The 25,728-nt window shown below is 43.1% G+C and carries 20 protein-coding genes and 6 tRNA genes; 16 read left to right on the forward strand and 10 right to left on the reverse strand.

The genetic code is table 11. The annotated features are described in order from the left end of the window. Nucleotides 1–2,661 carry a transglycosylase domain-containing protein gene (locus tag LRM45_RS03410; protein ID WP_243826767.1) on the reverse strand — a complete coding sequence of 887 codons (2,661 nt, stop codon included), beginning with the start codon at nt 2,659–2,661 and terminating at the stop codon, nt 1–3. Between the two features lie 73 nt (nt 2,662–2,734). On the opposite strand from LRM45_RS03410, the gene tyrS reads away from it, so the two are divergent. From tyrS to LRM45_RS03445, 7 genes are all read left to right on the forward strand, one after another. Next, a complete protein-coding gene (gene tyrS, locus LRM45_RS03415; protein WP_243826768.1) occupies nt 2,735–3,955 on the forward strand; it encodes a tyrosine--tRNA ligase in 1,221 nt (406 codons plus the stop codon). Continuing rightward, nucleotides 3,955–4,710, forward strand: a complete 756-nt coding sequence (locus LRM45_RS03420) for an HAD-IIB family hydrolase (RefSeq protein WP_178142960.1) — start codon at nt 3,955–3,957, stop codon at nt 4,708–4,710. Before tyrS ends, LRM45_RS03420 begins: the two co-directional genes overlap by 1 nt. Further along, nucleotides 4,711–6,753: an ATP-dependent DNA helicase RecG gene (gene recG, locus LRM45_RS03425; RefSeq protein WP_243826769.1), complete on the forward strand. Its 2,043-nt coding sequence runs from the start codon at nt 4,711–4,713 to the stop codon at nt 6,751–6,753. A 1-nt stretch (nt 6,754) separates the two neighbouring features. Further along, a complete protein-coding gene (locus tag LRM45_RS03430) occupies nt 6,755–7,579 on the forward strand; it encodes a phospholipase C/P1 nuclease family protein (protein WP_243826770.1) in 825 nt (274 codons plus the stop codon). After that, nucleotides 7,569–8,114, forward strand: a complete 546-nt coding sequence (gene rsmD / locus LRM45_RS03435) for a 16S rRNA (guanine(966)-N(2))-methyltransferase RsmD (RefSeq protein WP_243826771.1) — start codon at nt 7,569–7,571, stop codon at nt 8,112–8,114. The genes LRM45_RS03430 and rsmD overlap by 11 nt, the downstream gene beginning before the upstream one ends. Before the next feature lie 59 nt (nt 8,115–8,173). After that, on the forward strand, nt 8,174–8,806 hold the full coding sequence (locus LRM45_RS03440) for a DUF421 domain-containing protein (RefSeq protein WP_129637248.1): 633 nt from the start codon (nt 8,174–8,176) through the stop codon (nt 8,804–8,806). Between the two features lie 129 nt (nt 8,807–8,935). Further along, nucleotides 8,936–9,250, forward strand: a complete 315-nt coding sequence (locus LRM45_RS03445; RefSeq protein ID WP_243826772.1) for a hypothetical protein — start codon at nt 8,936–8,938, stop codon at nt 9,248–9,250. A gap of 16 nt (nt 9,251–9,266) precedes the next feature. Here LRM45_RS03445 and LRM45_RS03450 read toward each other — a convergent pair whose 3' ends face one another. Then, nucleotides 9,267–10,850, reverse strand: coding sequence for an alpha-amylase family glycosyl hydrolase (locus LRM45_RS03450; protein ID WP_243826773.1), 1,584 nt, complete (start codon nt 10,848–10,850; stop codon nt 9,267–9,269). Between the two features lie 212 nt (nt 10,851–11,062). Here LRM45_RS03450 and LRM45_RS03455 point away from each other — a divergent pair, with 212 nt between their 5' ends. The 3 genes from LRM45_RS03455 (at nt 11,063) to LRM45_RS03465 (ending at nt 15,733) form a co-directional block, all read left to right on the forward strand. Then, nucleotides 11,063–13,309, forward strand: coding sequence for a hypothetical protein (locus LRM45_RS03455; protein WP_243826774.1), 2,247 nt, complete (start codon nt 11,063–11,065; stop codon nt 13,307–13,309). 524 nt (nt 13,310–13,833) lie between these two features. Further along, nucleotides 13,834–14,583, forward strand: coding sequence for a DUF6414 family protein (locus LRM45_RS03460; protein ID WP_243826775.1), 750 nt, complete (start codon nt 13,834–13,836; stop codon nt 14,581–14,583). After that, complete coding sequence (locus tag LRM45_RS03465) at nt 14,570–15,733, forward strand: AAA family ATPase (RefSeq protein ID WP_243826776.1); 1,164 nt, start codon at nt 14,570–14,572, stop codon at nt 15,731–15,733. The genes LRM45_RS03460 and LRM45_RS03465 overlap by 14 nt, the downstream gene beginning before the upstream one ends. Here LRM45_RS03465 and LRM45_RS03470 read toward each other — a convergent pair. The 3 genes from LRM45_RS03470 to LRM45_RS03480 form a co-directional block, all read right to left on the reverse strand. After that, nucleotides 15,660–16,637, reverse strand: a complete 978-nt coding sequence (locus LRM45_RS03470; RefSeq protein WP_243826777.1) for a DUF4238 domain-containing protein — start codon at nt 16,635–16,637, stop codon at nt 15,660–15,662. The genes LRM45_RS03465 and LRM45_RS03470 overlap by 74 nt on opposite strands. A gap of 532 nt (nt 16,638–17,169) precedes the next feature. After that, a tRNA-Gly gene (locus tag LRM45_RS03475) sits at nt 17,170–17,245 on the reverse strand. A gap of 49 nt (nt 17,246–17,294) precedes the next feature. Next, nucleotides 17,295–17,370: transfer RNA gene (locus LRM45_RS03480), tRNA-Phe, on the reverse strand. A 68-nt stretch (nt 17,371–17,438) separates the two neighbouring features. Between LRM45_RS03480 and LRM45_RS03485 the strand changes: the two genes are divergently transcribed. Further along, a tRNA-Gly gene (locus LRM45_RS03485) sits at nt 17,439–17,513 on the forward strand. Nucleotides 17,514–17,569: 56 nt separating this feature from the next. Here the strand turns inward: LRM45_RS03485 and LRM45_RS03490 are convergent. Beyond that, nucleotides 17,570–18,316: a slipin family protein gene (locus LRM45_RS03490; protein ID WP_129743970.1), complete on the reverse strand. Its 747-nt coding sequence runs from the start codon at nt 18,314–18,316 to the stop codon at nt 17,570–17,572. A 101-nt stretch (nt 18,317–18,417) separates the two neighbouring features. Here LRM45_RS03490 and LRM45_RS03495 point away from each other — a divergent pair, with 101 nt between their 5' ends. Beyond that, nucleotides 18,418–19,590, forward strand: a complete 1,173-nt coding sequence (locus LRM45_RS03495) for a replication-associated recombination protein A (protein ID WP_243826778.1) — start codon at nt 18,418–18,420, stop codon at nt 19,588–19,590. 36 nt (nt 19,591–19,626) lie between these two features. Beyond that, entirely contained in the window at nt 19,627–20,196 is a 570-nt protein-coding gene (locus LRM45_RS03500) for a hypothetical protein (protein WP_243826779.1), read from the forward strand. A gap of 64 nt (nt 20,197–20,260) precedes the next feature. Here LRM45_RS03500 and typA read toward each other — a convergent pair whose 3' ends face one another. The 3 genes from typA to LRM45_RS03515 form a co-directional block, all read right to left on the reverse strand. Next, complete coding sequence (typA, locus tag LRM45_RS03505) at nt 20,261–22,084, reverse strand: translational GTPase TypA (protein ID WP_178142890.1); 1,824 nt, start codon at nt 22,082–22,084, stop codon at nt 20,261–20,263. A gap of 97 nt (nt 22,085–22,181) precedes the next feature. Beyond that, entirely contained in the window at nt 22,182–22,703 is a 522-nt protein-coding gene (locus LRM45_RS03510) for a hypothetical protein (protein ID WP_243826781.1), read from the reverse strand. A gap of 19 nt (nt 22,704–22,722) precedes the next feature. After that, nucleotides 22,723–22,799, reverse strand: a tRNA-Val gene (locus LRM45_RS03515). 363 nt (nt 22,800–23,162) lie between these two features. Between LRM45_RS03515 and LRM45_RS03520 the strand changes: the two genes are divergently transcribed. After that, nucleotides 23,163–23,711 carry a non-canonical purine NTP pyrophosphatase gene (locus LRM45_RS03520; protein WP_243826782.1) on the forward strand — a complete coding sequence of 183 codons (549 nt, stop codon included), beginning with the start codon at nt 23,163–23,165 and terminating at the stop codon, nt 23,709–23,711. A gap of 96 nt (nt 23,712–23,807) precedes the next feature. Here the strand turns inward: LRM45_RS03520 and LRM45_RS03525 are convergent. Continuing rightward, nucleotides 23,808–23,892: transfer RNA gene (locus LRM45_RS03525), tRNA-Leu, on the reverse strand. 84 nt (nt 23,893–23,976) lie between these two features. Here LRM45_RS03525 and LRM45_RS03530 point away from each other — a divergent pair. Next, the gene (locus LRM45_RS03530; RefSeq protein ID WP_243826783.1) at nt 23,977–25,587 is read left to right on the forward strand and encodes an FAD-binding oxidoreductase; all 1,611 of its coding nucleotides are present in this window, start codon (nt 23,977–23,979) and stop codon (nt 25,585–25,587) included. 40 nt (nt 25,588–25,627) lie between these two features. Continuing rightward, nucleotides 25,628–25,714: transfer RNA gene (locus tag LRM45_RS03535), tRNA-Leu, on the forward strand. Nucleotides 25,715–25,728: the final 14 nt, after the last annotated feature.

The following is a 25,728-nucleotide window of genomic DNA, read 5'->3' on the forward strand; positions in this document are numbered from 1 at the left end:
TTAGTTAACTTGGATGCTGCCAGTTGAAGTGGCGGTGTAATATGCCGAGTCTCTTACAGTTACAGAAACTGTGTGCGCTCCTGCCGTATCAAGTTCTACTGTGGCGGTCTGCTTGCCGCTTGAAGTAATTTCTGAACTCTTAATACTCTTTCCGTCCACGGTAATTTCGATTGCCGATAAGCCCCAAGTTCCTGCTGTAACGTCGACATTTATCGTATATTTCTTACCACTGTTGGTGTATGATATCGCTCCAATTTGCGGTTTAGTGTCGTCGCACTTGTGAACGTCATCTTCTGCGTTCGCGTCGTATCCTGAAGGAACGGTAATTGACTCTTTCTTAGTCAAAGGATCAATAATCTTTGTCACTTCAATCTCTTCCTTTGCGCCATCCGGAGTACAGTTTGTTGCCTTTTTCTTAGAGATTTTGTCGAAGGTGATTTTCTCTGTAGATTGACTTTGTTTCTTATTCCACCATGACGGGTAGAGCTCACCGTTGACAGTCTGGATTCCGCTTGGTCGCTCATACCATTGACCTGACTTCCATTTGCCTTCTTTGGCGTAAACTTGGGTGTGGGCGAACTCCATAACCTTTCTAATCACCGGCATTCCGTAGTTAGAAGCTGATGTACCAATCACGCTGGTATCGGAGTTTCCGAGCCACATTCCCATGACTAGAGCTGGACTGTAGTTGATAATCCAGAGATCTTTTGGCTGTGAACCCTTGTCGGATGTACCAGTCTTTGCAGAGGTTCGAACGCCATTGATGCCCATCCAGCCGTGAAGTCCAGGGGTTCGGTCGGACAAGATATCGTTCACAATGTATGCTGATTGCGAGTCGATAACTTGCTTGCCTTCATCTTTCCATTTTTTCAGAATTTCACCTTGGCTGTTCTTTACCTCAATAACACTTGAAATATCTTTTTGGACTCCCATTCGCGCCAGCGTTGAGTAGGCATTTACTAATTCTGTCTGCTTGGTTCCACATGCGCCAATTGCTGCACCGAGTCCGTAACCACCGGCATTTTCTTCCTGACGGCAATAGTTAGGATCGCCCATCCTGCGGATTCCCTCGACGACTGGTTTAGCGGATCCGTCACCAACGATGTAAGCGGCTTTAATGGCTGGGACGTTTCGAGATAGAGCTAGTGCTCTTCGAATATTGATGGCGCCCATAAATTTATTGTCCCAGTTTCTCAGAGTTGCGCCGTACAGTTTATCAATGTTCTCGTCAGCTAAGACTGTGCCGCTACCGTATGCTTGCTTGCTGTCGTGTTTGTCGAATAATTGGGCAAAGACAAGCGACTTAATCGTGGAACCTGGCTGGATATAGGAAACTGCGGCGTTGTCCTGACCGAAGCCAGTGTAATTAAAGTCACGACTACCAACAAGCGCTACGATTTGTCCAGTCTGAACGTCTTCGACTGTTGCGGCGCCGTTACTAATTCGCACAGAATCTGGTCGACCTGTTGCAAAGAACGATTTCATTTCATTTTCAAGTTTCTCCTGAATTCGCCAGTCGAGGGTGGTTTTAATCGTCAATCCGCCGCGTCCAACGACTGATTCGCCAAGCTCTTTACTCAACTGATTGCGAACCATCAATAGGAAGTGAGGAGCCTTAATATTCTCCAAGTGCTCAGTCTGTGGCTTAAGTGTGCTTAAGATATCAATCTTTTTAGCTTTTTCAGCCTCGTCCTTGGTAATAACGCCTCGCTCGGCCATGTAATCCAGAACTGTATGTTGTCGGGCAATCAAAGCCTTATTTCCAGCGGTGTTATATGGATTATAGTAAGTTGGATTCTGTGGAATACCAGCAATTAGCGCCGCTTCCGCCAGTGTCAGATCTTTGGCGTGCTTTCCAAAGTACGTCTGAGCGGCTGATTCTGCGCCGTTACGACGACCGCCGTATGGAGACTCATTCAGATATAATGACAGAATTTGGTCTTTGCTATACATGCGCTCGACTTCAATTGCAAGGATGATTTCCTTGATCTTTCGAGGAATACCGCTAATTGATCGGTCGCCGGCCTCATCTGCGAAGAAGACTTGTTTGACTAGCTGCTGTGTCAGAGTTGATCCACCCTGAACTTGGCGTCGTGAAGCAGTTGAAAGCATTGCGCGCAACATACCGCTAATACTGATGCCGTGGTGATTGTAGAAGTTTCGGTCCTCAATTGCGACAGTGGCTTTTTTCAAATAGTCGCTAATCTGGTCAGATTCGACAACCAATTGATAATTGCCTGTGCCTTTATCTTCCCAAAGCAAATTGTCGTTGCGGTCGTAATATTTAGTGACAGTCGTTTGAACGCGCTTAGCAAGCTCGCCAGGGCGAATTTTATCGAGGTCTTTACGGAAATAGGCGAACATTCCGCCGATAAGTAGCAACATCAACAAAATACCGACGCCAAGAATTTTCAGAGCCATCAGTCCGCCGCGCTTGGAGAACCAATATTTCGCTAGTCGCTTCGGGTGTAATCGATAAAAGAATCGCTTTACGGGATGTTTCGGCAAAGTCGCCAAATATTCCGCTCGTTCGCGCGCGTCCTTGTCTTTTTTAGTCTTATGTTTCTGCGCCAAATTGGCATATAAGTTCATCCGTTTCGACGGAGATTTCTTATCGCTTGAGCCGTGTCCGGCGGTGCTTATCGTAGTCTTTTTCTTCACAATTCTATTATATCACGCATATGTTTCGCTTCAATTGTAAAATTGCTATACTAATATATAGAAAAGGAGTGATATGAAATTATCAGAAGAATTACAATGGCGTGGATTCTGGAATCAGACCACATTTACTGACGACAAACTTATCGATTCGGAGAATTTCACGCTCTATCTGGGGACGGATCCTTCGGCGGACAGCTTACATGTTGGGCATTTGGCGGTTTATATGATGGTTCGACATTTTCTGGAGCGCGGACATAAGGTGTTTTTGCTCGTTGGTGGTGGCACGGGAATGATTGGCGATATGCGCGACACGGAAGAGCGAAATTTGCTTTCGTACGAGGAAATTGAGCATAATAAGCAAGCCTTAAAATCCCAAGTTTCGAGGATTTTTGCTGGACGAGATTTTACTTTGGTTGATAACGCTGACTGGCTGGCTGAGCTGGAATTGTTGCCGTTTCTTCGCGATATCGGTAAGAATTTCAATATGGCAGATTTGGTGAGCCGCGAATTTTTCAAGGCGCGCATTAACAACGGCAAAGGTTTGAGTTTTGCGGAGTTCACTTACACTTTGCTTCAGGGCTATGATTTTTGGCATCTATTTAATCAATATGGCGTGAATCTGCAAATTGGTGGATCGGATCAATGGGGTAATTTATTATCTGGCGTGGATCTGATTCGCAAAAAAGAAAACACTGAAGTTTATGCAATGACTGCGCCGCTACTTATCAATAAGTCGACTGGTCGTAAATTCGGTAAATCTGAAGGTGGCGCGGTTTGGCTTGATGAAAATAAAACCAGCGTCTATAAATTCTATCAATTCTGGCTGAATGTCGATGACGAGAGCGCGATTGAATATATGAAGATATTTACGATGTTGGATCGCGATACCATTGAGGCTATTGCTGAAAATCATGCCGTAAATCCTGGTGCTCGTTCGGCCCAGAAAGTTCTGGCGCGTGAAGTTACTGACATTGTTCACGGTAGCGCGCGTCGTGAATCTGTTGAGCGCGTAACTGAAGTGTTGTTCTGTGGTGGCGATTTTAAGAAATTGTCGGACGATGATTTAGGTGCTTTGGCTGAAGAAATTCCTTGCGTTGATGCTGGAATTGATGTGATTGAAGCGCTGGTAGAATCCGGTGCGGTTGGCTCTAATGGCGAAGCAAAGCGATTGTTAAAATCTGGCGCCATTAGCCTAAACGGCGAAAAACTTGCCGAAAACAAAGTCGTCAATGACACGTCGCTGCTGAAAAAAGGCAAAAATACATTTGTGCTAATTATGGGGGAGAATGAATAATGAAAAAAATTATCGGGTTTGATTTGGATGATACGCTAGCAATTACAAAATCGCCAATTAGCGACCGTATGGCGGGGATTCTTAGTCGATTACTTGAGAATTATGACGTTTGCGTGATTACGGGAGGTACTTTTCAACAGATAAAGAAGCAAGTGATTGACAGATTGAACGTTACTCCAGAGTTGCTTCAGAAGTTCCACGCGATGCCGACTTGCGGCACTCGATATTATCGATTTGACGCCGCCGATGATGAATGGAAAATTCAGTATGCGAATGATTTGTCTGACGAGCAAAAAACTCAGATAACCGCGGCGTTGGAAGAAGTTGCGAAGGAAATGGGCATTTGGTGTGAGAATCCTGCGGGTGAAATAATTGAAGATCGACATAGTCAGATTACTATGTCGGCTTTGGGTCAGCAAGCTACACCTGAAGATAAATATGCGTGGGCTGAAAAATATAAGGATGTCCGTCCGATATATCGCGACAAGGTGGCTGAGAAGCTGCCTGGGCTTGAGGTGCGGATTGGTGGTACGACCAGCACTGATATCACGCTTCCGGGAATTGATAAGGCTTATGGAATTGGCAGGTTGCTTGAACTGAACGGCTGGTCGAAAGAAGAAACGCTGTTCTTTGGCGATAAAATTGAAGAAGGCGGCAATGATTTTCCAGTGAAGCAAATGGGTGTAGATTCAATCGGCGTGAGAGGCTGGGAAGATACAGCCTACGCTCTGGAAGGCATCAACGCCGTTTCGTAGATGAAACTAGCAACTCCTCTCGAGCAAATTAAAGGCGTCGGGCCGAAAACTGCTCAGGCTCTAGCGGCGGCCGGTCTTACGACGGTTTCTGATGCCCTGAATTTCTTACCGCGAGCATATGACGACTATTCAACTGCGGTTAATATCGCAGATCTTCAGCCGGGAAAAGTTACGGTTAAGGCGCGCTGCGAGTCGGTTTCGACGCGTATTGTTCGGCGCGGACTTAGAATTACGACCGCGGTTTTGGCGGATAAATCAGGCAAAGTTAAGGCGGTTTGGTTCAATCAGCCGTATCGCGAAACGCAATTAAAATCTGATGCGGAATTTATTTTTTCTGGCCAATTTGGTATGCAATATAATCGCTATCAAATCAACAATCCGTCCGTCGAGTTAGCAAAAGAAGTTGCTAAGACAACGATAGAAAACGCATCTGGAATTCAGCCGATTTATAAATCGATAAAAAATATCCGCCCAAAAACCGTGCAAGATTTGATGAAAAATATTCGTCCGATTATGGATTTTTTGCCCGAGACTTTGCCGGAAAATATTATTCAGCGCCAAAAATTGGTTAGTCGTTCTGAGGCGGTTAAATTTCTTCACGCGCCAAAAACTCACGAGGAAATTTCCCGTGGTCGTGAGCGCCTGGCGTTTGAGGAGCTGTTCGAAATGATATTGGCGGCACAATTTAATAAGCAAGAACAGACCAGATTAACAGGCTGGAAGATTCCGTTTAATAAGTCGGTCGTGAAGAGTTTTGTCAGTCAATTGCCGTTTCCTTTGACGAACGCTCAGCGCCGAGCTGCGTGGCAAATTCTGCAAGATCTGGAGTCTGATCATCCGATGAATCGGTTATTGCAAGGAGATGTTGGCTCGGGAAAAACTGTCGTTGCGGGTCTGGTGGCGGCGGAAGTGGCGAAGGCTGGCTTCCAGACGGCGATTATGGCGCCGACGGAGATTTTGGCGCAGCAACATGCGAAAACGCTTGACGAGTTATTGTCGCCATTTGGTGTGTCTGTTGCGCTTCTGACGGGCCATGTGAAAGGTGCGGCGCGCAGTCAATTGTTGGATAATTTAGCTAGCGGTAACATTGATGTTGTGGTCGGCACGCACGCGCTAATTCAAGAAAAAGTTGCGTATCATAAATTGGGGTTTGCGGTGATTGACGAGCAGCATCGATTTGGCGTAAAGCAACGACAAGCTTTGTTGGAAAAGTCTGATTTTATGCCACATCTTTTAAGTATGACCGCCACGCCAATTCCGCGCAGCTTGGCGCTGACATTGTACGGAGAGTTGGATATTTCCATTTTGGACGAGTTGCCCTCTGGTCGTCAGCCGATTCAGACTAAGATTTGGTCGCCAGCCTCAGCTCCGAAGCTTTACGAATCGATTGAAAATGAGCTAGCCAAAGGTCGCCAAGCTTACGTTATTTGTCCGTTGATTGACGATAATCCAGACAATGATAAAAAATCGGTGGAGGCGGAATATAATAAATTGTCCAAGACTATTTTCAGCCATCGTCGAGTTGGGTTGTTGCACGGAAAGCTTCCTGCTGAAGAAAAAGCTGAAGTGATGCAGAAATTTGCGGACGGCGAGCTGGATATGCTAGTCAGCACGACCGTGGTTGAGGTTGGTGTGAATGTACCGAATGCGACAGTGATGTTGATTGAAAATGCGGACAATTTCGGATTGAGCCAATTACATCAATTGCGCGGTCGAGTTGGGCGCGGGAAACATCAGAGTTTTTGCCATCTGATGATGAGCGGTCATGATAAGCCGAGCCAACGACTTCGGGAGATTGAGAAATCGCAAGATGGGTTTTATTTGGCGGAGGTTGATTTGAAATTGCGTGGACCTGGCGAGATTTACGGCAAAATGCAACACGGGGATTTGAACTTGAAAATTGCCTCGCTGGCGGATACGGCGCTAATTGCTCGCGCTCAAGTCGAAGCCGAACGCTTTGTCAAAGAGGGGCAAGATTTGCTACAATATAATCATCTGGCGCACGCCGTCAGTCGCTATCAGCGATTAACTGTTTTAAATTAATATGTATGCAGGAACAACAATTAGGGATGGCTCTGGTCGATTTATTGGTGTTCACCAAAAAATAGATCGAGTCGCAAGGAAAAATATAAAACCAATTCTTCCGGGTTGGTGTGATTTTCCTGACATTAAAAACATTCTTCATTTTGAGGGAAAGAATGGTCCTGATGGCGTTAAGCGAAAAAGTCCGGCTGTGGACGAGCCTTGGCATTTTATAAATCCGGACGATCCGAACGACACTGCGCTCTTGGAAATGATTGACGGACATATTGGCAATTTAGCCCGAGCACTGCGAACAAATAATTCCGAGCGAGCAGCGTTTGAGGCAGCTTGGATGGCGCACGCGATTACCGACGGTTTGACTCCAGCGCATCATTTTCCTCTGGAACAAGCTATGGCGGAACTTCGTGGCGGTGAAGGGTTGGAGACGCGAACCTCAATTTTGAAGAAAAATCTCATGAAGGGCGATAATGGAATTGAACTGATTAAGAACAACTGGAAATTCTGGGGCGCCAAAGGTATGATGACGACACACGTGGCGTTTGAGGCTGGCGTGGCTAGCGTGGTGGCATATCCGCGTTTTAAGGACGCAATTCCGAGTAGTGATGAGATATTGCAAGTGAAAAATCACGGCTATCGTGAGTATTATTTGGACCAAGTTCACGCCGTGGCATCGATGAAAATGTATGACAATTTTAGCAAGAGCGGCTGGACGACAGACCTTGCTTGGCAGACAAATCGCGAGCTGATGCCGATTATTATAAAGTCGGTGATGTTGGGTTGGCTGGCGTCTGTCTGGAAGCTCGAGGCGGAAAAAAGTGAGAGTTAGGATTATCTCTGGCGAATTTGGCGGACGATTTATAAAAACTCCGCCCGGCTCAACGACACATCCTATGGGCGAGCGAGTGCGCTCAGCTATGTTCAATTCTTTAGGTGAATCGATACGCGGCGCGCGGGTTTTGGATGCTTTTGCGGGGTCTGGTGCTGTTGGGTTAGAGGCATTAAGTCGCGGCGCAGAGTCGGCGGTTTTTGTGGAGCGAGATCGAGTCGCTCAGCGAGTAATTGCTGAAAACATAAGCATTTTGGGCGTCGAAGAAAAATCTATTGTAATAAAAACAACGATAATAAATTGGTTGGAAAGCGCGAGCTCAACAGGGGAGTTTGATATTATTTTTGCCGATCCGCCGTACCATAATCCACAGTTTTCCACAGTTTCCAAGTTAATGAGACTACTCAAACCGGGTGGAACTATGATATTATCACATCCAGGAATAGGTGAGGTGCCGGTTCAAGACAAAACTGTTGTGGTGGACAGTCGTAGTTATGGGGAGGCGCACCTCACCAAGTTCCTGCGATTGAAATAAGTCTGATGAGCGTTCTGATAAATATCAGAGCGTTTTTAATAGGAAAAAGCAGGTAAATTATGAATGAATTTATTTTAGTGGCAATAAAATTATTGATCGGATTTTTTGCACTGACGATAATAATTAACGTTACAGGAAAAGGTAATTTGGCACCATCTTCCGCTAGTGATCAAGTTCAGAATTACGTACTTGGTGGTATTATTGGTGGCGTTATTTATAACAATGATATTAAGATTTTGGACTATGTTGGGATTTTGTGCATATGGTGCGTGCTAGTGTTAACACTGAAGTGGATAAAGAAGCATAGCGTTAAGGCTAAGCAACTGATTGACGGTAAAGCTTTGATAATTATAGACAATGGGAAGATAAATATCGAAAATTGTGAGAAGGTCGGCTTAAGTGCTCATGATGTTTCTTTCAAGCTTCGAACTCATAATATTTACTCGACGAAAGACGTGAAAAGGGCTGTTGTTGAACAGGATGGCGAGCTCATTATTTCGCACAAAGGCGAGGAAAATCCGAAATTCCCGTTAATAACGGACGGTCAATTGCAAGCTGATATCTTGGACGTAATTGGAAAAGACGAGAAATGGTTGCTTGGTCAGCTTAAAAAACGAGGCTTAGAATCTTATGGAGATGTATTTTTGGGCGAGTATGTAGACGGCGATTTGATCCTGACTGCTTATAATTAAGAGTGAATTAACTGGACGGGATGAAAAACGTCGTTGTTTGATAGTGTTGTGAAGTTAACTCTACCACTACATCTGGTGGCGGTGTATAATAATTTATAGATAAAGTGAAAAGAGGAGGAATATAGAGAAATGCCGTGTATTGATTATTTGCCAAGTGGAACAAACACAAATTCGCAACGAGTAATATTGAACAATAAGCTAGATGGCTTCGGCACTTATGGGGAAGTCAGCAAGGTTAGTGACGAGGAGTTAGAAAACGATACGACAGAATCTAGCCAAAACAGCTATCCAGATGTTCTTGATGATTACTATTTAGACTTGGAAGCTCTCACCGAGGCTGCCAACGATGAGAAAACTAAAAAGAAAATGGCAGATCTGGCGGCTCGATGTGCGGGTATTTATCCTATGGGAGAATGTGATCTAGAAATGGGAACGTTGTTCTAGTTGAACGTTTTTGTTGCTAGGCAATAAGTAAAACTCCGCAATATCCTGGAATTGTCATTTGGAGATTTTCTGCGGTAATTAAATTAACAGAGTGAGTCGAGGTAATAACCTTGGCGTTTTCTGGAATGGAGAAGCTTTGTTTCTCGTCTGCGAAATTGATGAAAATGTAAGCACGTTGACCAACCAGTTCTCTTTTTAATCCAAGAATAAATCCGTTGCCGGTGTTTTCTACAATACTCAAATTGCCATTTTTAAGAATCGGGAAGGTTTGGCGTAATTTTAGCAGCTTTCGGTGCATATTAAGCAGGGAATCATTTGCGATTTTCTCACTATCAACGTTGACTCTTGTGTAATTTTCATTAACAGGAAGCCAAGGTTTCGCACTTGAAAAGCCCGCAAATTGCGAATCATTCCATTGCATTGGCGTACGTTCCAGATCTCGGCTATCAACAACAGAATTGGCGGGGCTAAAATTATCTTGAATGTCATCAGTGGTCAATTCTCCATTCGTCATGCCAATTTCGTCGCCATAATACACCACGCTAATTCCTGGAGTGAGGAGATTTAAGAAGCTGAGGGCACGGGCGCGTTCTTCGCCCAATCTGGAGGCGACTCGCGGCTGATCGTGATTTCCGATGCAGAAAAATGGCGTGGTTGAGCTTGCTGATTGCAAGTAATTTTCGATTTTTTTCTCAATATTTTTAGCGTGCCATTCGTTGTCGCGATATTCCATGAAAAACGCCGAGGCTTTTGGGTGGACTGTCAGGATTTGGCTGTATTGATGATAAATATCACCCAGCTTATCGTCGGGATAAAATTCAAACACCATTTGCTTGTCGTCGTATTCGTCACAAACCGCCGCCAGCTCGTGAAGGTAATCTTGAAAATGCGGTCCCATTTTACAGTGGTCGTGGATAAATGCTCCGTAATCGTCTGGATTGCCATAAAAATCAGGATTTGGAGAGTCGTCTTTAAAGTTGGGATCTTTGGAAATTCCCCAAATTGCATCGACGCGCATTCCATCGACGCCCATATCAAACCAAAACCGCACTATGTTTTTCATTTCAGCACGCACTTCAGGATTATCCCAATTCAGATCTGGCTGCGTTTTTAGGAATGAATGCAGGTAAAATTGCCCAGTGTGTTCGTCAAATTCCCACGAACTGCCGCCAGACAAACTTCGCCAATTGTTAGGCTCGCTATTATCTTTTCCGTCGCGCCAAATATAGTAATTTCGCTTGGGGTTGTCGCGTGAAGATCTGGATTCTTGAAACCACGGATGTTGGTCTGAAGTGTGGCAGGGAACGAGGTCGATCATAACTTTAATGTCGAGATCATGGGCTTTTTTAAGTAGCGCCTGAAAATCGTCCATTTTTCCGAAAGTCGGATCAATTGCTCGATAATTTGCAATATCATAGCCAAAGTCGGTCAGTGGTGATACGAAGAATGGGGAAATCCAAATCGAATCGACGCTCAGCCATGATAAATAATCCAGCTTCTCGGTAATGCCGTTCAAATCGCCAATTCCATCGCCATTCGTATCTAGAAAACTGCGCGGATAAATTTGATAAAGAGAGGCGACATCTTGCCAAGTTTTCATAGTTTAAGTATAAGCGAGATGAGTGAGGATTGCTAGTATATCCTTATGTCAAATTAGAGCACGACCTAAGCATTGCCTATTTTATCCGACATATGAGTGAAGTGTCCTATGTATAGGGCTATATCTACTGTTCTATCATGCTTTCCATGCCGTGGCCACAACACAAGTGTATAATGACTTATTCTTATGTGGTATTGTATAATAAAGACACTATGTCATTTTTCTCTACATATATTCAAAAATGGGGCTTGAGTCTATATGCGACAAGATTACGTACTCGGAACTTAATTAAATACAGATTTATTGAAAGGTTTTCAGCTACTTGGATTGCTGTATTCATATTCATATCTCTAGCTTGGTTAATAATTTGTTTTGATTACTCTAATGTTATTTTAAATCCTGAGGAATTAAGCTCACACTTTTTTAGTATTGGTACGATTACTGGGTCTATGCTTGCAATTGCTTTTGCGTTTACGTCGCAATTGATATCCAGATCAAGCGAAGCCTTACCTGCAAGATTTTACAGAATATTTGCACGAGATACAGTAATAGATATAAGCTACGCTCTATTGGGACTTATAACAATCGTCGAGTTTGGTATTGGCATTACTGTTAATAGTGATAGTGAAATACTCATGCTTAGGATCGGTCTTTTTCTGCTTTTATTATCCATCATAATTTTGTACTGTTCTTACGCCAGGCTTATTAAGCTTATGAATAATGATCAGTTAGTACTTATGCTGGCAAAAAAATATAAAAAAGAAATTGATGAGATGGACTATGTTGCAAAAAGAATCTCTCATATCTTGAATATTAAACTTAATAAGACATCTGATAAAGATAAACGTGCTACACAAGCTAACATATACGCTACTCAGCTTCATCCTAAAGTTAATAATTTACAAAATCACCTTGATGGATTAATTGAACTATATTCTGTCAGCAAAGAGAAAAAAGATACATATATTGCATATAACTGGTTACGCCTGGCATTTAACTTAATAATAGCATATACACTGTCTCGAAAATACAATACATCAATTAAGTATAACCCCAAAGCTGGTCTAATCTCTGAGAGCGATGTGGCGGCTTTTATCCAGACAAGTCTAGAGAAAATGTACTTTATATGGGAAAAGGCGTTAGCTGAAAATGATGTTGTAACAATAAGAAAATATATCAGGCATGTTCAAGATGTGGTGATAGCAAGCCTAGAAGTCCAGCATATTGAGCGACCAGAAGAAAACCCTGCTTATCATACAGCAATTTATAATTTTACGGAAGTCATAGAAAATAGCATTAAACAGAAAAATGTTGATGCGCTATTTGAAGCTTCTGATGCGCTGAACCAAATAGCTAAAAAGGCTCTGCAGTTCAAACATCGTATTGATCCAATAGAGAATATTCTAAAATATCTGCATAAGATAATAGTCCAAGCTTCCGGAGCTGATGATATGTATCCGGTCTTAAAGAATGGGGTTGATAGCTTAACTAGCGTATGTAATCAAATATTCATCCAAGATGAACTAACTGACCGTAGGCTACGTATCATGCAAGATTATGTTCCGGACTGTATCATCTTGGGCGTAATGAATGACCGTGACTTGGTCGATATTACTCTGACTGTGTTTGGCGATAATATATTCGCATATGCCTCGCAAGGGATTGGAGATAATATATCTGAAAACCAGGTTAAGAAAATTATAAATATCTCGGAGCTTACCATTTCTATACTAAAAAGATTGGCGATCTTGTCTATAGGTGTACGTAGCGGAGTTCAAAGTATGAATAGAAACATACTCGTCATGTCTGAGTTTTTACCCAAGATCTTGGCCAACGATAAGGTCAATGAAATACATAAACAGAAAATCAAATATTTATTATCAGAGTTGGCAGCATTACCTTCTAGCTTACCTAAGCTGGAGGCCGTAAAAAACTTTAATGACATAGAAGATTTTCTCGATAAACTTCTTCAAAGCTCGTTGATTGGGGTAGAAAATAATCAATTAGATTACTCAAGCAAAGTTTTAAGCTCTATTTTTAAATACCTTGAAGATGCGGTAAATAGCAATGATAGTAAAGTCAGTATAATGGACGTACTAAGGGTTGTAAATAAAACTAAGACGATCGGTGCAGTCGCACAATCCCTCGGACATAAAGGCATAAGTAGGAAAGTTATTGAATTTATTAAAAAAATCGAAGAGCTGTATCATGATAGATACTTTCCAGACGGATTCGATGAAAACAAACAACATACTCCCTCACCCTTATTTCTTCGTTCTGATCAAGATGTAGCATATGACAGTGGCGTTGGGCTACCTTCGTACTTTAATGGCACATATGAACTGTTCTCCAGACACCACAGTCAGAGTGTTTTAGATAAGTTTGAAAAAAGCATCTGGAGAAATGTCGAGAAGAAAAAACAACAAAGCAATCAAGAACATTCATCTCAAAATAGCTAAACCTATACACTGTCCGATAAAGCCTCTGTTGCTAATGAGCAAATCGAACAGAATGCCTTGATAGCTAAGAGCGCTTTAGAAACTAAATAAACCCTGAAAAGGATTAATTGAATCAAATGATTTCGTTTGTGGTGCGGGGTAATGTGCAATTTTGCACGAAATAGAGGCTGAAATCTGTAGGTGGGATGATATTCTTCGCATTGGTTATGTAAGATATCTGAGAGGGGCGTCAAGTCATATTCCTCAAGAGACTTACGCGTAGTTATTATATGAGTTTTTCAAAGTATCTAGTTGATCGTATCAGTCGCAGCTTGCAAATATATCTTGTATTCCCAGTTTGTTCTTGCTAAATCCTAAGATATTTAGATTTAATTCGAGACATGATTGCGAAGTTGACTAATAGACTCTAAAGCACCAAATAGGCATAGTAAGTCTGCTGCTGTAATGACTCTTATTGTAATACACGAGATTGAAGCAATATTGCAGCTAGGGTATAATTAAGGTAAGTAAGTACTGAGGAGAATATGACTAAAAGTAAATTAACAAAGATTGTATATTTTGATGAACAAACCGCCCTTGATTTTGTTGAAATACAAGACAAGGGTCGCTACATGCGGGAAATTGAGAATGAAAATAAAGGTGAGGTAGGCACAACCACAGAAGTCTCGGCAAAAACGCCAAAACTACTTTCAATGTTTCGGCTTGAGTCTGATATTCACGCTTCTGCAGAAGCGCAAAAAATTGTTCGAAGCACTATCTCAAACACAATACTCACTGACTTCATCGAAAAAGCTGAACAGGGTAAAGGCGTCGAACATTTATCGGGCTACGATATCCAACTAACGGAAGAAACTCGTCTAACAATCTATACGGCGATTACAGACGCTGCAAGTGGTAATGTTCCTATGGACCGGCAAGGAGTGGGTATGGAAATATCAAAGCTCGGTTCCGTACTGAAGAACTTGCAAGGATATCTCGAATGTAATGCCGTAAGGGATGGCGAAACAAATGCAATTCTTCGTTTCAACAGTACATCATTCCGAAATAACTATCGTCTTGCGGATATTATTAATATGGACCTTCAATACTATGGTGTGAAAGTGGGCACAACAGATACTTCAACGCTCCGTTCTCTAGGTTTAGACCTAAATCCTAATGATACGGAAGATGAACTTAATCGCATTCTTGAAAACAAGGAGATCACTTCAGGTGACGAAAAATTAAATGTCTACGATATTATCTTAGCTGGTGTATTCAACGATGCAACAAACTAGAGGGGCTGTGGAGGTCAGTTTTTTCTATGGACCAAGTGATAAGTTTGGCGAGGTTTACGACCTTCAATCTGTCGACTCGCATATAACATTGTTGCAGCTCGCTTCAAAGCTTGATGCTGCACGACTATTATTTAAAAAGGAAGAACTTCTCATTTTTGAAGAAGATACTCTTATAGTTTGGCCTGATGAATTCTTTAGTGTGAAAGACAACTTTACAAACTCTCTATGGAGAAATGTCCTGGAAACAAATCTACAAAAAGTTTATGTCGTTAATCCTCCAAATCTTCTTGTGGAACAGGCTAAGTTGCTATTTGGGTCTGAGTCGGTTACTGAGCGTAATTACCTGTATAAATCCGTCAGTCTCGACTTAATAAAGGAGGTGTCTAGTAGTTTAGAGAGTACTATAGTTGGACAAGATAAAGCCATTAAGTCGCTTTCACGTTGTTTAGTTCCTTTAATGAATAATAAAAAGAAGCCTGTAGCTGTTATGCTTTATGGACCAACGGGTGTGGGAAAAACTGAGTCTGCAAAGATAATCGCCAAGATTCTTGGTGGCGAAGCTAGTCGTATACAATTTTCAATGCTTCAAACGGGTTCTCTAGCAGATTATCTTTATGGCTCAAGTGTTAGTAGCAGATCATTCGCTGCAGACCTACTCGAACGACAATCCAATGTTGTTATCTTTGATGAATTCGACAAGACTGGGAATGTCTTCCATAGTGCGTTCTATCAGTTATTTGATGAGGGCATTTTTGTCGATAAGAATTATAGCGTCGATATGACAAACACTCTCATAGTCTGTACATCAAACTACTCTTCACCGCAAGAAATACGACAGCATCTCGGAGAACCCCTTAGCTCACGGTTCTCATCATTTATAAAGTATGAATCGCTCAATCAAGCAGCAAAAACTACTATTATTCAGCGAAAGATTAATGAAGTCTACAAGTCTTATCCTGATAGTCTTCGGCAATCCATTAATAAAAATGAAATAGAACAGCAATTTATGTCTACGTTACGCAAATTAAGCAACGTCAGGGAGATAACAGCTTATATTGAGCAGATAATGTCGAGTTTTATTCTTGCATCTGTGGAGGAGAGGTCAGATAGCGAGAATACTTCTTCACCAAAGGCCGCTGAGCTGATATAAGATATTGTATGTTTGGTCGACTAGATACCATCCTATTAATGATATCTACTGTTTCAGGCGTTACTACGCCTACCTTTTGAAAGTATTCTGGTCCGTTAATTACGATACACACATCTTTAGCCATTGGGAAAATAATATCGGAATCCAGTCGACCAAAGCCGCCAAAAGAAAAATGAATCACTCCATCAGGCATAAGCTTAGCGACAAAAGCTGGCATATCACTTGTGATAAACTCATAGCCGTCTGGTGCAAACATGATGTGCCAACCTCGCCTGATAAATTTTTCAGCTATTGGTAGTACCTGTTCAAATATACCCCTAATCACATTGTTTTTCCCAATATCTATCGTAAGCTTCATATTATTTTCATCAATCATATCTTGAATATCTTGCCTGGACAACTCACCGGTAAAATCGGGGTTTTCTTTTAATAGCTTTTCAAAACGTACAGGATCATCCTTTTTGAACTCATCTATTATGGCTTTTCGAGCATTGTCATCGAGCAGTTTAGACAATTCATCTTTTAGGGCGTCCTTTAGGAATTTTATTCCCGTCTCTTCAAAAAAATCCATAGTACCTGGTACTCGTAAATGCTGAAGGGCAATAAATGTCGAAATATCTGCTATTGTCGTCTTGTCGATCCATTCACCTAGCCTTACCGTATTTAACAAACCCTGATATTTTGGTTCAATATCCTTTGCTAGCATTTCTTCAATCTCATCTGAGTCGTTGTCGTCCTTGTCCTTTACTCTGTACAGATAACTCTGTGAGCATATTTTATCTATTTTGGTTGGCGTAATCAAATTGGATCGTGAATTGTATGCATAGACCCTTTCCTTCTTTTCATCAAAAAGAAAGCCCCTCAAGTAGGTTTTCGGAACGAAGTGTGCCTGCTTTGTCGCCATAGTATTATTATATACGCTATAACAAGAATGTTACAGGCTTACCACATTAAGCAATACGATTTTTCGCATAACGGAGCTCTAAGAATAATATGTCGTAACACACTTTCTGGATACAGAAAGAGCAAAGGCGGAGGAAGCAGCCTCAATAATTTACACGTATTGTCATTTTAGGCGTAGCATACTAGTAAGCAACAGTCGTGAATATGAGGCTGAAAAACAATGCAAATACCTGAAATCAAAATACACGTACAGATGAACAAAGATGGCCTAGCAGCCTATGCAGAGGAACTGGTGATGAAGACAGTGAACAGGTGCTCAACCTTAGAGAAAGAGTATTTTATTGTATTTGCCCGATAGTACGGGCGGCATTTTATCGAACTACCAAAACCTTGTCTCTTACGGTGTAAACAATTGCTAATTCCTGCTGGATTCTGGGTTGATGAAAACGAAAATGTTTACACTCCTGAAATCAGCGTACTTTACGGATTATCTACAAACAAAAAAGACCTTCCAAGTGTTGAAAAGTCTTTCATGGTGCGGGTAAGGAGACTCTAACTCCTGGCCTCTTCCATGGCAAGGAAGCGCTCTAACAACTGAGCTATACCCGCATGTTGTTCACGATTTATTGTAGCAAAGTCGTGAATGAAATGCAATATTTGGTGGCTCCTCCCAGACTTGAACTGGGGACACAAGGCTCTTCAGGCCTCTGCTCTACCAACTGAGCTAAAGAGCCACAAACTTGCTGTTTATATTGTACTAAAGTTGTCGCCATCTGGCAAGGGTGTTATAATTTTATAGAGCGCGGGTGTCGTATAGCGGCTATTATGTGACCTTCCCAAGGTTGAGATGGGAGTTCGACTCTCCCCATCCGCACCAGAAATTATAAAGCACCCTGTAAAAACCACAGAGTGCTTATTTTATTGATAGGTGGTTTATTTCTTACCGCCACGAATTGCGTCGATGAGTTCGATGGGGAATAACATCATCGTCTTTTGGCTTGGCTCTGTAGAGATTCGCTCTAAGGTGTTCAATGTTCGCAGATTGATAGCGCCTTGAGTTTTTGCTAGGATTTCTGCAGCCTGAGCTAATGTTTCGGCTGCGGCTTTTTCACCGTCAGCATTGATGATGTTAGCACGGCGCTCGCGCTCTGCCTCGGCTTGTTTGGCCATGGCACGCTTCATATCGCCAGGAAGTTCGATATTCTGAATCTTAACGTTCTCGACATCGATGCCCCATTTGTCGGTTTCGGCATCAACAATTTCCTTGATCTGCTGGGAAATTTCTTCGCGCTTGGCAAGCAAATCGTCCATATCAACATTACCGGTGACGTCGCGCAGCGCTGCTTGGGCAAATTGGCTAGTCGCGTAAATATAGTTTGTGGTTTCCAGTACGGCTTTTGGTGCGTTGATGACTCGGAAATAAACCACCGCGTCAACGCCGACCGTGACGTTATCTTTGGTGATGACTTCTTGTTTTGGAACGTCAATTGGAGTTGAACGAATATCGACCAACATCATTGTCTGCAATCCTGGAATGACGACTCTTAATCCTGGTTCGCGAACACCAGTAAATCGGCCAAGTGTTAAAACCACGCCGCGCTGATATTGATTGACAATTTTAATGCCACCAAGCACATAAAGCCCGATAGATACTAAGATTATTACTACAAATGCTCCCATTTTTCCTCCTATTTATATAGATCTATTGTAGCATTTTGTGCGAGGAAAGTGTAAACGGCGGAGACTTTTTGGCTTTATGGATTTCGCGATATAATGGGAGTATGAGTGATAGTAGGCAGCCACTGGCTGAACGGATGAGGCCGCAGACGCTGGACGAGGTGATAGGGCAGAGTCATTTGCTTGGCGAGGGCGAGTTATTGAGGCGGATTGTTAAGAATGGCGAGCCGGTCAGTTTGATATTGTGGGGTCCGCCGGGGACTGGGAAAACGACGTTGGCGCGGATTATTGCGCACGAGGTGAAGGCGGAGTTCATTGAATTATCGGCAGTCACAAGTGGAAAAAAAGACGTTGAACAAGTGATTGAACACGCCCGCCAAAACTGGAATTTAGGACTTAGAACAATTCTATTCGTTGACGAAATTCACCGATTTAATAAAGCTCAGCAAGATGCGTTTTTGCCGCATGTTGAGAGTGGGCTAATTACGTTAATCGGTGCGACGACCGAGAATCCGAGCTTTGAAGTCATCACGCCGCTGCTGTCGCGTTCACGGGTTTTGGTTCTCCAGCGATTGACAAAAGACGAAATTATATTGGTATTAAAAAGAGCGCTGAAAGTTCTGAAAAAGTCCAAGCAAGTTTCGCCCAAAGTCCTGGATTATTTGGCGGAATTATCGGACGGCGACGCAAGGGTGGCGCTGGGCAATTTGGAATTGGCGCTGAGTTTTAATGAAAAAATAACGCCGGAAGTGGTCAAGGCGGCGGCTCAGAAGCGGCTTCCGGGCTATGATAAAAAAGGCGATTCGCATTACGACGTGATTTCCGCTTTTATCAAGTCATTGCGGGGCAGTGACGCGACGGCTGCGACGTATTATTTGGCGCGGATGATTGACGCGGGCGAGGATCCGAAGTTTATTGCTCGGCGAATGGTGATTTTCGCATCGGAAGATATCGGACTGGCGGGTAATGGTGCGCTAAGCTTGGCAATTGCAACGTTTGAGGCTGTCGAGCGCGTCGGTCTTCCGGAGGCGAAGTATAATTTATTCCATTGCGCTATTGCGTTGGCTCGCAGCCAGAAGTCGCGTGAAATTACCGATTTAATGTACGGCGCTTTTGAACTGGCGCGCAAATATCCGAATTCTCCCGTGCCGTTGCATCTCAGAAATGCTCCGACCAAATTGATGAAAGATTTGGGCTATAACAAGGACTATAAGTGGCAAGCTGGCTTTAAGCACGACAAAGGATTTTTACCAGAGGAAATTAAGGATGTGGTATAATTGGCATTACCAATATTCTTAAAAGGAGAAGTTAATATGCCAAAACAAGAACCTCAGCAGCCGCAATATGCGCCACAGCCTGATCCAAACGCACAATACGGTCCCGCACCACAACCACAGAACACGCCGTATGAGCAGCAACCAGTCAGCCAACAATATTTTGCTCAGCCGCAAGCAGCGCCAGTGCAATATGTCGTGATGGCAGAATCCCTGAAGGGTGTTAAGGGTTGGTTAATGTTCTTTGTGGTTTGTTTCGTTATCGGTAGCCTTGTCAATACAGCAGTGTTTTTCCAGGCAATAATGAATCTTAGCCAGCCTGAAAATGTAATTGCCTTGATATTTTCACCTATACTGGTAGTCTTGGCTATTTGTGTAGTTGTGTTTATAACGATGCAGAAGCGTCTTGGTAAGTGGCTAGCTGTTGCTACGATCGCCACGGCTGGATTGGGCAATGTTGCAAATGCGGTAGTTATATATGCATCCGGAAGGTCAGGAGTAGACGTTTCAGCATTTATTACCGGAATCGTTACAATGCTAATAGTAGAAGGATTGGTAATCTTGTACTTCTTTGCTTCTCGACGAGTTAAAGAAACTCTTGTCAACTAATTCCTCTCTGTGTATAAAAATAAACCGCCTCATTACGGGGCGGTTATTTTTGTGCTTTACACGACTATTGTTTCGCGGCGCGTTTTCGTTCGTTTGCGTCCAGATATCGCTTGCGAAGTCGTAATGATTTTGGCGTAACTTCCAGAAGCTCGTCATCTTCGATAAAGTCGATACATTGCTCCAAGCTAAATTGCGTAAATGGCGTCAATTGCACAGTTCCATCCGACGATTTGGAACGCATGTTGGTCAAATGCTTGGCTTTACAAACGTTGATTTCGATATCTTCTTGGCGATTGTAAATCCCGACAATCATTCCGGCGTAAACTTCTGTTCCTGGTCCGACCAATAATTCGCCACGGGCTTCGGCTGCTTGCAGGGCGTAAGGTGTTGTCGTGCCAGCTTCAAATGCAATCAAAACTCCATTGCGGGTTTTTGGCAGTTTTCCGCCAAGCGGTTGATATCCGTGAGGCAGGGAATTCATAATCACCGTACCTCTGGTGGCGGTCAATAAAATGTTGCGCAGACCAATCAGCGCTCTCGTTGGCAAAATGTAAGTCAGGCGAGCAGCGCCAGCGGTGGTCGTTTCCTGGGATTTCATTTCGGCGTGTCGCGCGCCAAGCTCCTGGCTGATCGCGCCAATAAATTCGCTTCCAACTTCAATTTGCAATTCTTCAATCGGTTCTTTTTCGACGCCGTCCTCGGTAATTGTAACGACTTGCGGTCGTCCAACCTCAAACTCAAAGCCTTCACGTCGCATAGTTTCGATCAAAACGCTTAAATGTAACTCACCGCGTCCAGAAATCGTAAAGCCAATTCCGTTTTCCTCGACTCGTAGCGCCACGTTGGTTTCAAGCTCTCGCTTCAATCGGTCGCCAATTTGCCTGGATGTCGTAAATTCGCCTTCGCGCCCTTTCATTGGACTGGTGTTTGGTCCGAGGTACATACTCAGAGTTGGAGCTTCAATATCAATTGTTGGTAGCGCTTCAGGCTGTTCTTTGTCGGCAATCGTATCGCCAATATGTGCGTCAGCCACGCCAACCAGCGCCACAATGTCGCCAGCAAAAGCTTCGTCAAGTTCTTCGCGATTCAAGCCCCGATAGCCAAAAACTTTCTCAATTCGCGCCGAGCCCGCGACTTCGCCATTTTTCATCAAACTGACTTGCAAGCCACGCTTAACGGATCCGCGAGCAATTCGCCCAATCGCGTATTTTCCTTGGAATGTGTCATATTGTAAGCTGGTAACAAGCAATTGAAACGCGCCATCTTCTGTCACGTCTGGCGCTGGAATATCGTTAATAATCGCGTCAAAAATTGGCGTCAAATCCGCATCTTCGTCAGTGTTTGCAGGAACTTCTTTCCATGATTTTCCGTCGCGTCCGATTGCGTAATAAATTGGATATTGCAATTGGGAATCGTCGGTCGCTAGCTCCAAAAACAAATCGCTCAACTCGTCTTCAACTTCGGCAATTCGCCTGGCTGGCTTGTCAATCTTATTGATAATCACAACAGGCTTCAGTCCCAGTTCAAGTGCCTTCGCTAATACGAATTTGGTCTGAGGCATCGGACCTTCCTGTGCGTCCACGATCAGCAGAACGCCGTCAGCCATATTCAGGGTTCGCTCAACTTCGCCTGAAAAATCGGCGTGTCCTGGTGTGTCGATAATGTTTATCTTATAATCGCCGTAAAAAATTGACGTTTGCTTGGCGGTGATGGTGATACCACGCTCATGCTCTTGATCGCCGGAATCCATAATCAATTCCTGGCTCATCTCGGCTTGATTGTCGCGGAATGTTCGCGATTGTTTTAATAGTCCATCAACCATTGTTGTCTTGCCGTGGTCGACGTGGGCAATAATGGCAATGTTTCGAATCTTGCTAGCGTCCTTCATAAAAATATGGTCTGATATTAGCACAGACCTTCCTCTTAATATAAAATTTTACCACGATAAGAGGGAAATAAAAAGAGTGAAAGTTGTGTTTAATGCTTTAACATACTGTAATTTGCTGTTCGTCAAGTTGGTCTTTTGGAAAATTTATCAGCCGAGTTTTGCCGTCGGCTCTATGTAAAATATCTAGATCGGCCATTACTATACCGAGAGCTTTCGTCGCCAATTTAACTTGCGTCGAGTCTACTCTTAATTCTTGATGGGCTAATCTCTTCGCTTTTTTATTCTTCGTACAAGCTATTAGTAGTTCGGGATAGTCCGGCATATCGTCTAGCTGAGGTATGTATATTCCATAAGCAGGTTCTGTTCGGGCGAAGTAATTTACAATCTTGCCTTGATGATTTTTTACTCCCCAATGTTCACGTTCTACTACTAAAGCTTCATTCCTTGTAAGATAATCGTAATATACATCTGTATGATGGTTCTCGGGAGATACTATTATGTGTCCAGTCGGCTTCCCGTTTGTAGATAATTCTCGCGAGAATATAACCAATCCAGAAGGATGAGGTTCAGTCGCCATATCTATGTCAAGATGAGTTGACGTAACGTAAAAAGATTCCATATTTATACCTAACGTGAAATGGTGGGAAATACAGGGCTCGAACCTGTGACCTCACGAATGTGAATCGTGCGCTCTAGCCAACTGAGCTAATTTCCCGTAATTACATCTGTCGTTTTATTTAACGAACTCGTGATGTGAGCTAATTATAGTTCAGGTTTCAAGTCCTGACAAGTTGTGCTGAGTGTATTCTATTGAGTTTTTATACAAGTGTGATATAAACAAAAGTAGCTTTCGTTGATGAGTTGAGTAAACAAGGAGACTATACGAACGGTGATAATAGGCGCAGAAAAGGTGCTTACTGAGGGGTCGGAATATCCAGATATGAGTCTATCGTCCCTCGTTACTGATACGATCATGGTCTGTTCCAATACTAATTCCTGTACTAGTGGTAATGAAGAATGTTTTTTATGCAAGAGTTGCATGGCAAAGAAAAGAATAATTCAATAAAGGAGGGGCTTTATGAATATAACCTACGCCACAACCAACAAATATAAATTAGCTGGAGCAAACCAGGCATTATTGGGGGCGGGTCTAACACTCACAGCTCCCGACAGGGAACTACCTGATGTACCGGAAATTCAATCAGATAGCCAAGAAGAAGTATCCATTGATAAAGCTCAAAAATACTACAAACTACTAAAGAGCCCACTGGTTGTTATGGATTCTGGACTGTTCATCAAAAGCCTCAAAGGTTTTCCAGGGGTTTATACGAAGTACGCACTTGATACTATCGGCATAGAAAACATAGTAAAATTGCTTAAAGATGACAGAGGGGCATACACTCAGCGTACGGTTACGTATATAGATGGACTAGAAATCAAGACGTTTACGTACAAAGTGCATGGTGAATTACTCAGCGAACCACGCGGCGAGAATGGTCGTGACTACGATAAATATTTCAAAGTTGATGGTGCAAACAAGACGATAGCTGAGATGAGTGACGATGAAAAGACCGACGTGATAGCTGTAGTATGGAAGGAATTAGCGCAGTGGTTGCAGCAAAAATAAGTTCAGCAGAGGCGAAACTGATCGACACCATAAAAGATTAATTAAAAATCACCCTGAGCATGGGTGATTTTCTTTATAGTGAAAAATCTCAGTTCTTGGTGCGGATGAAAGGACTTGAACCTTCACGCCGTGAGGCACATGCTCCTAAGGCATGCGTGTCTACCAATTCCACCACATCCGCATAACCCGATTATATCAAAACAAATTCTACTTATCAACTGTCCGCGCTTATGTTAAAATTGAAGTAATATGCTAAGGAGGATTGATGAATAAAGTTGCGAAATATTTGAATGAGCATCTTAGCGGCGAAGTCGCGTCGCAGGATTTTGCATTGAGTCAAGTTGAAGTTGACAATGGACTTTTGGCGCGCCGACCAGAAATGATTGTTCGTGCGGCTAATATGAACGACATCAGAAAAGTGATGCGATTTTGCTCTCAATTGGCAGAGAAAGGTCATGTTTTACCTGTATTTGTTCGTGGTTGTGGCAATGATGAAACTGGCGCAGCGACGAATAAGGGCATTGCAATTGATGAAAAAACGTATATGAATCGTGTGTTTGGTATTGATCCTCGCCAGCAACTGATTCATGTTCAAGCGGGAATTTCTCTTTCGGCAATCAACGCAACTTTGTCTACTCATAAAGGCTTGGGTCTGCCGCGAACTTCATATGTGGCGGAAGAAGGCACGATTGGTGGCGCAATTAACACAGCTCCGTCTGGAATGTTATCTGGCGCGCATGGCCGTTTTGCTGATGCCATTCAGCAGCTTGAAATTGTCCTAAGTAATGGCGATGTGATTCAGACTGGGCGCATATCTCGACGCGAATTGAGTAAGAAAAAAGGTTTATCGACGTTTGAGGGCGAGATTTATCGAGAGATTGACAATTTAATCTCAGATAATGCCGAGCTGATTTCGCAAATGGATCCAGCTTTGCCAGATACGGTTGGCTACAGCGGGATTTCTCGGGTGAAGCAAAAAGACGGGTCGTTCGATTTGACGCCGTTGTTTATTGGTAGCCAGGGAAGTCTGGGTGTGATTTGCGAAGTTATTATGAAGGCGCAATTTATTCGTCCAGAATATTCAGTTGTTGCCGCATCATATAAAAAGTTGTCAGACGCGCAATCAGCTGTGGAATTAGCGATGAAAAATAAGGCGTCGGCGGTGGAAATAATCGACGGGCGATTCTTCCGTCAGGCTGCGGTCGTCGGTAAAGTGGTTGAGTGGGCGCCGAAAGAATGCTTTAAGGGTGCGGTGGTCTTGGCTATCTTTGACGACTTTTCTGACAGAGCGCGCAATAAAGCCGCGAAGAAATTGACTCGAAAATTGGAATCATCAGAAGCGATTGACATAAAAACTCTACATTTGGAAGAGCAGGATTTGTTCAGCTTGCATTCTGTTTTGGCTTTGGCGGAAACTCCGAGCGAGCCGCATATGATTACGCCACGCGTTTTCTCTGGGATTTTAATGGCGCCAGAAAAGATTGACAGTTTCCTTAGCGAGTTGAAGTCACTGGAATCTAAGTACGGCGTGGATTTGCCAGTTTTTGTTGACTTTTCAAGCGACTATATTTCTTTGCATCCGACATTTGACAGTAAAAAGGTTAGTGAACGCCAAAAGATTCTTCAGTTGTTGGTGGAAATTTCTCAGATTGTTAATAAGTACGAAGGTTCTTTTGCGGGCTTTGGTGGTGACGGAAGATTGAAGGCTAACTTTATTTATAAAAATCTGCCAGATGACGAAAAACAATTATACGCGAAGGTGAAGCAAATCTTTGATCCAGCTGGAATTTTTAATCCAGGAATTAAAGCGGAGGCTCAACCAAAGGAGCTGGCGGCGGAATTAAACGCGTGGTGTAAGCTTCGTAATCAAGCTTGATACTGGGTGAAAATTGGGCTATAATTGACGCGTAGCCCATGCGGATGTGGCGGAATTGGTAGACGCGCTAGCTTCAGGTGCTAGTGTACGCAAGTACGTGAAGGTTCAAGTCCTTTCATCCGCACCAATATTTGGCAATTT

Origin of the sequence: Candidatus Nanosynbacter sp. TM7-057, from assembly GCF_022828295.1 — a bacterium.
Lineage (GTDB): Bacteria > Patescibacteriota > Saccharimonadia > Saccharimonadales > Saccharimonadaceae > Nanosynbacter.

Coding starts and splice junctions, on each gene's coding strand:
- tyrS (WP_243826768.1), top strand. CDS start 2,735: ATGAAATTATCAGAAGAATTACAATGGCGTGGATTCTGGAATCAGACC.
- LRM45_RS03420 (WP_178142960.1), top strand. CDS start 3,955: ATGAAAAAAATTATCGGGTTTGATTTGGATGATACGCTAGCAATTACA.
- recG (WP_243826769.1), top strand. CDS start 4,711: ATGAAACTAGCAACTCCTCTCGAGCAAATTAAAGGCGTCGGGCCGAAA.
- LRM45_RS03430 (WP_243826770.1), top strand. CDS start 6,755: ATGTATGCAGGAACAACAATTAGGGATGGCTCTGGTCGATTTATTGGT.
- LRM45_RS03440 (WP_129637248.1), top strand. CDS start 8,174: ATGAATGAATTTATTTTAGTGGCAATAAAATTATTGATCGGATTTTTT.
- LRM45_RS03445 (WP_243826772.1), top strand. CDS start 8,936: ATGCCGTGTATTGATTATTTGCCAAGTGGAACAAACACAAATTCGCAA.
- LRM45_RS03450 (WP_243826773.1), bottom strand. CDS start 10,850: ATGAAAACTTGGCAAGATGTCGCCTCTCTTTATCAAATTTATCCGCGC.
- LRM45_RS03455 (WP_243826774.1), top strand. CDS start 11,063: ATGTCATTTTTCTCTACATATATTCAAAAATGGGGCTTGAGTCTATAT.
- LRM45_RS03460 (WP_243826775.1), top strand. CDS start 13,834: ATGACTAAAAGTAAATTAACAAAGATTGTATATTTTGATGAACAAACC.
- LRM45_RS03465 (WP_243826776.1), top strand. CDS start 14,570: ATGCAACAAACTAGAGGGGCTGTGGAGGTCAGTTTTTTCTATGGACCA.
- LRM45_RS03470 (WP_243826777.1), bottom strand. CDS start 16,637: ATGGCGACAAAGCAGGCACACTTCGTTCCGAAAACCTACTTGAGGGGC.
- LRM45_RS03490 (WP_129743970.1), bottom strand. CDS start 18,316: ATGGGAGCATTTGTAGTAATAATCTTAGTATCTATCGGGCTTTATGTG.
- LRM45_RS03495 (WP_243826778.1), top strand. CDS start 18,418: ATGAGTGATAGTAGGCAGCCACTGGCTGAACGGATGAGGCCGCAGACG.
- LRM45_RS03500 (WP_243826779.1), top strand. CDS start 19,627: ATGCCAAAACAAGAACCTCAGCAGCCGCAATATGCGCCACAGCCTGAT.
- typA (WP_178142890.1), bottom strand. CDS start 22,084: ATGAAGGACGCTAGCAAGATTCGAAACATTGCCATTATTGCCCACGTC.
- LRM45_RS03510 (WP_243826781.1), bottom strand. CDS start 22,703: ATGGAATCTTTTTACGTTACGTCAACTCATCTTGACATAGATATGGCG.
- LRM45_RS03520 (WP_243826782.1), top strand. CDS start 23,163: ATGAATATAACCTACGCCACAACCAACAAATATAAATTAGCTGGAGCA.
- LRM45_RS03530 (WP_243826783.1), top strand. CDS start 23,977: ATGAATAAAGTTGCGAAATATTTGAATGAGCATCTTAGCGGCGAAGTC.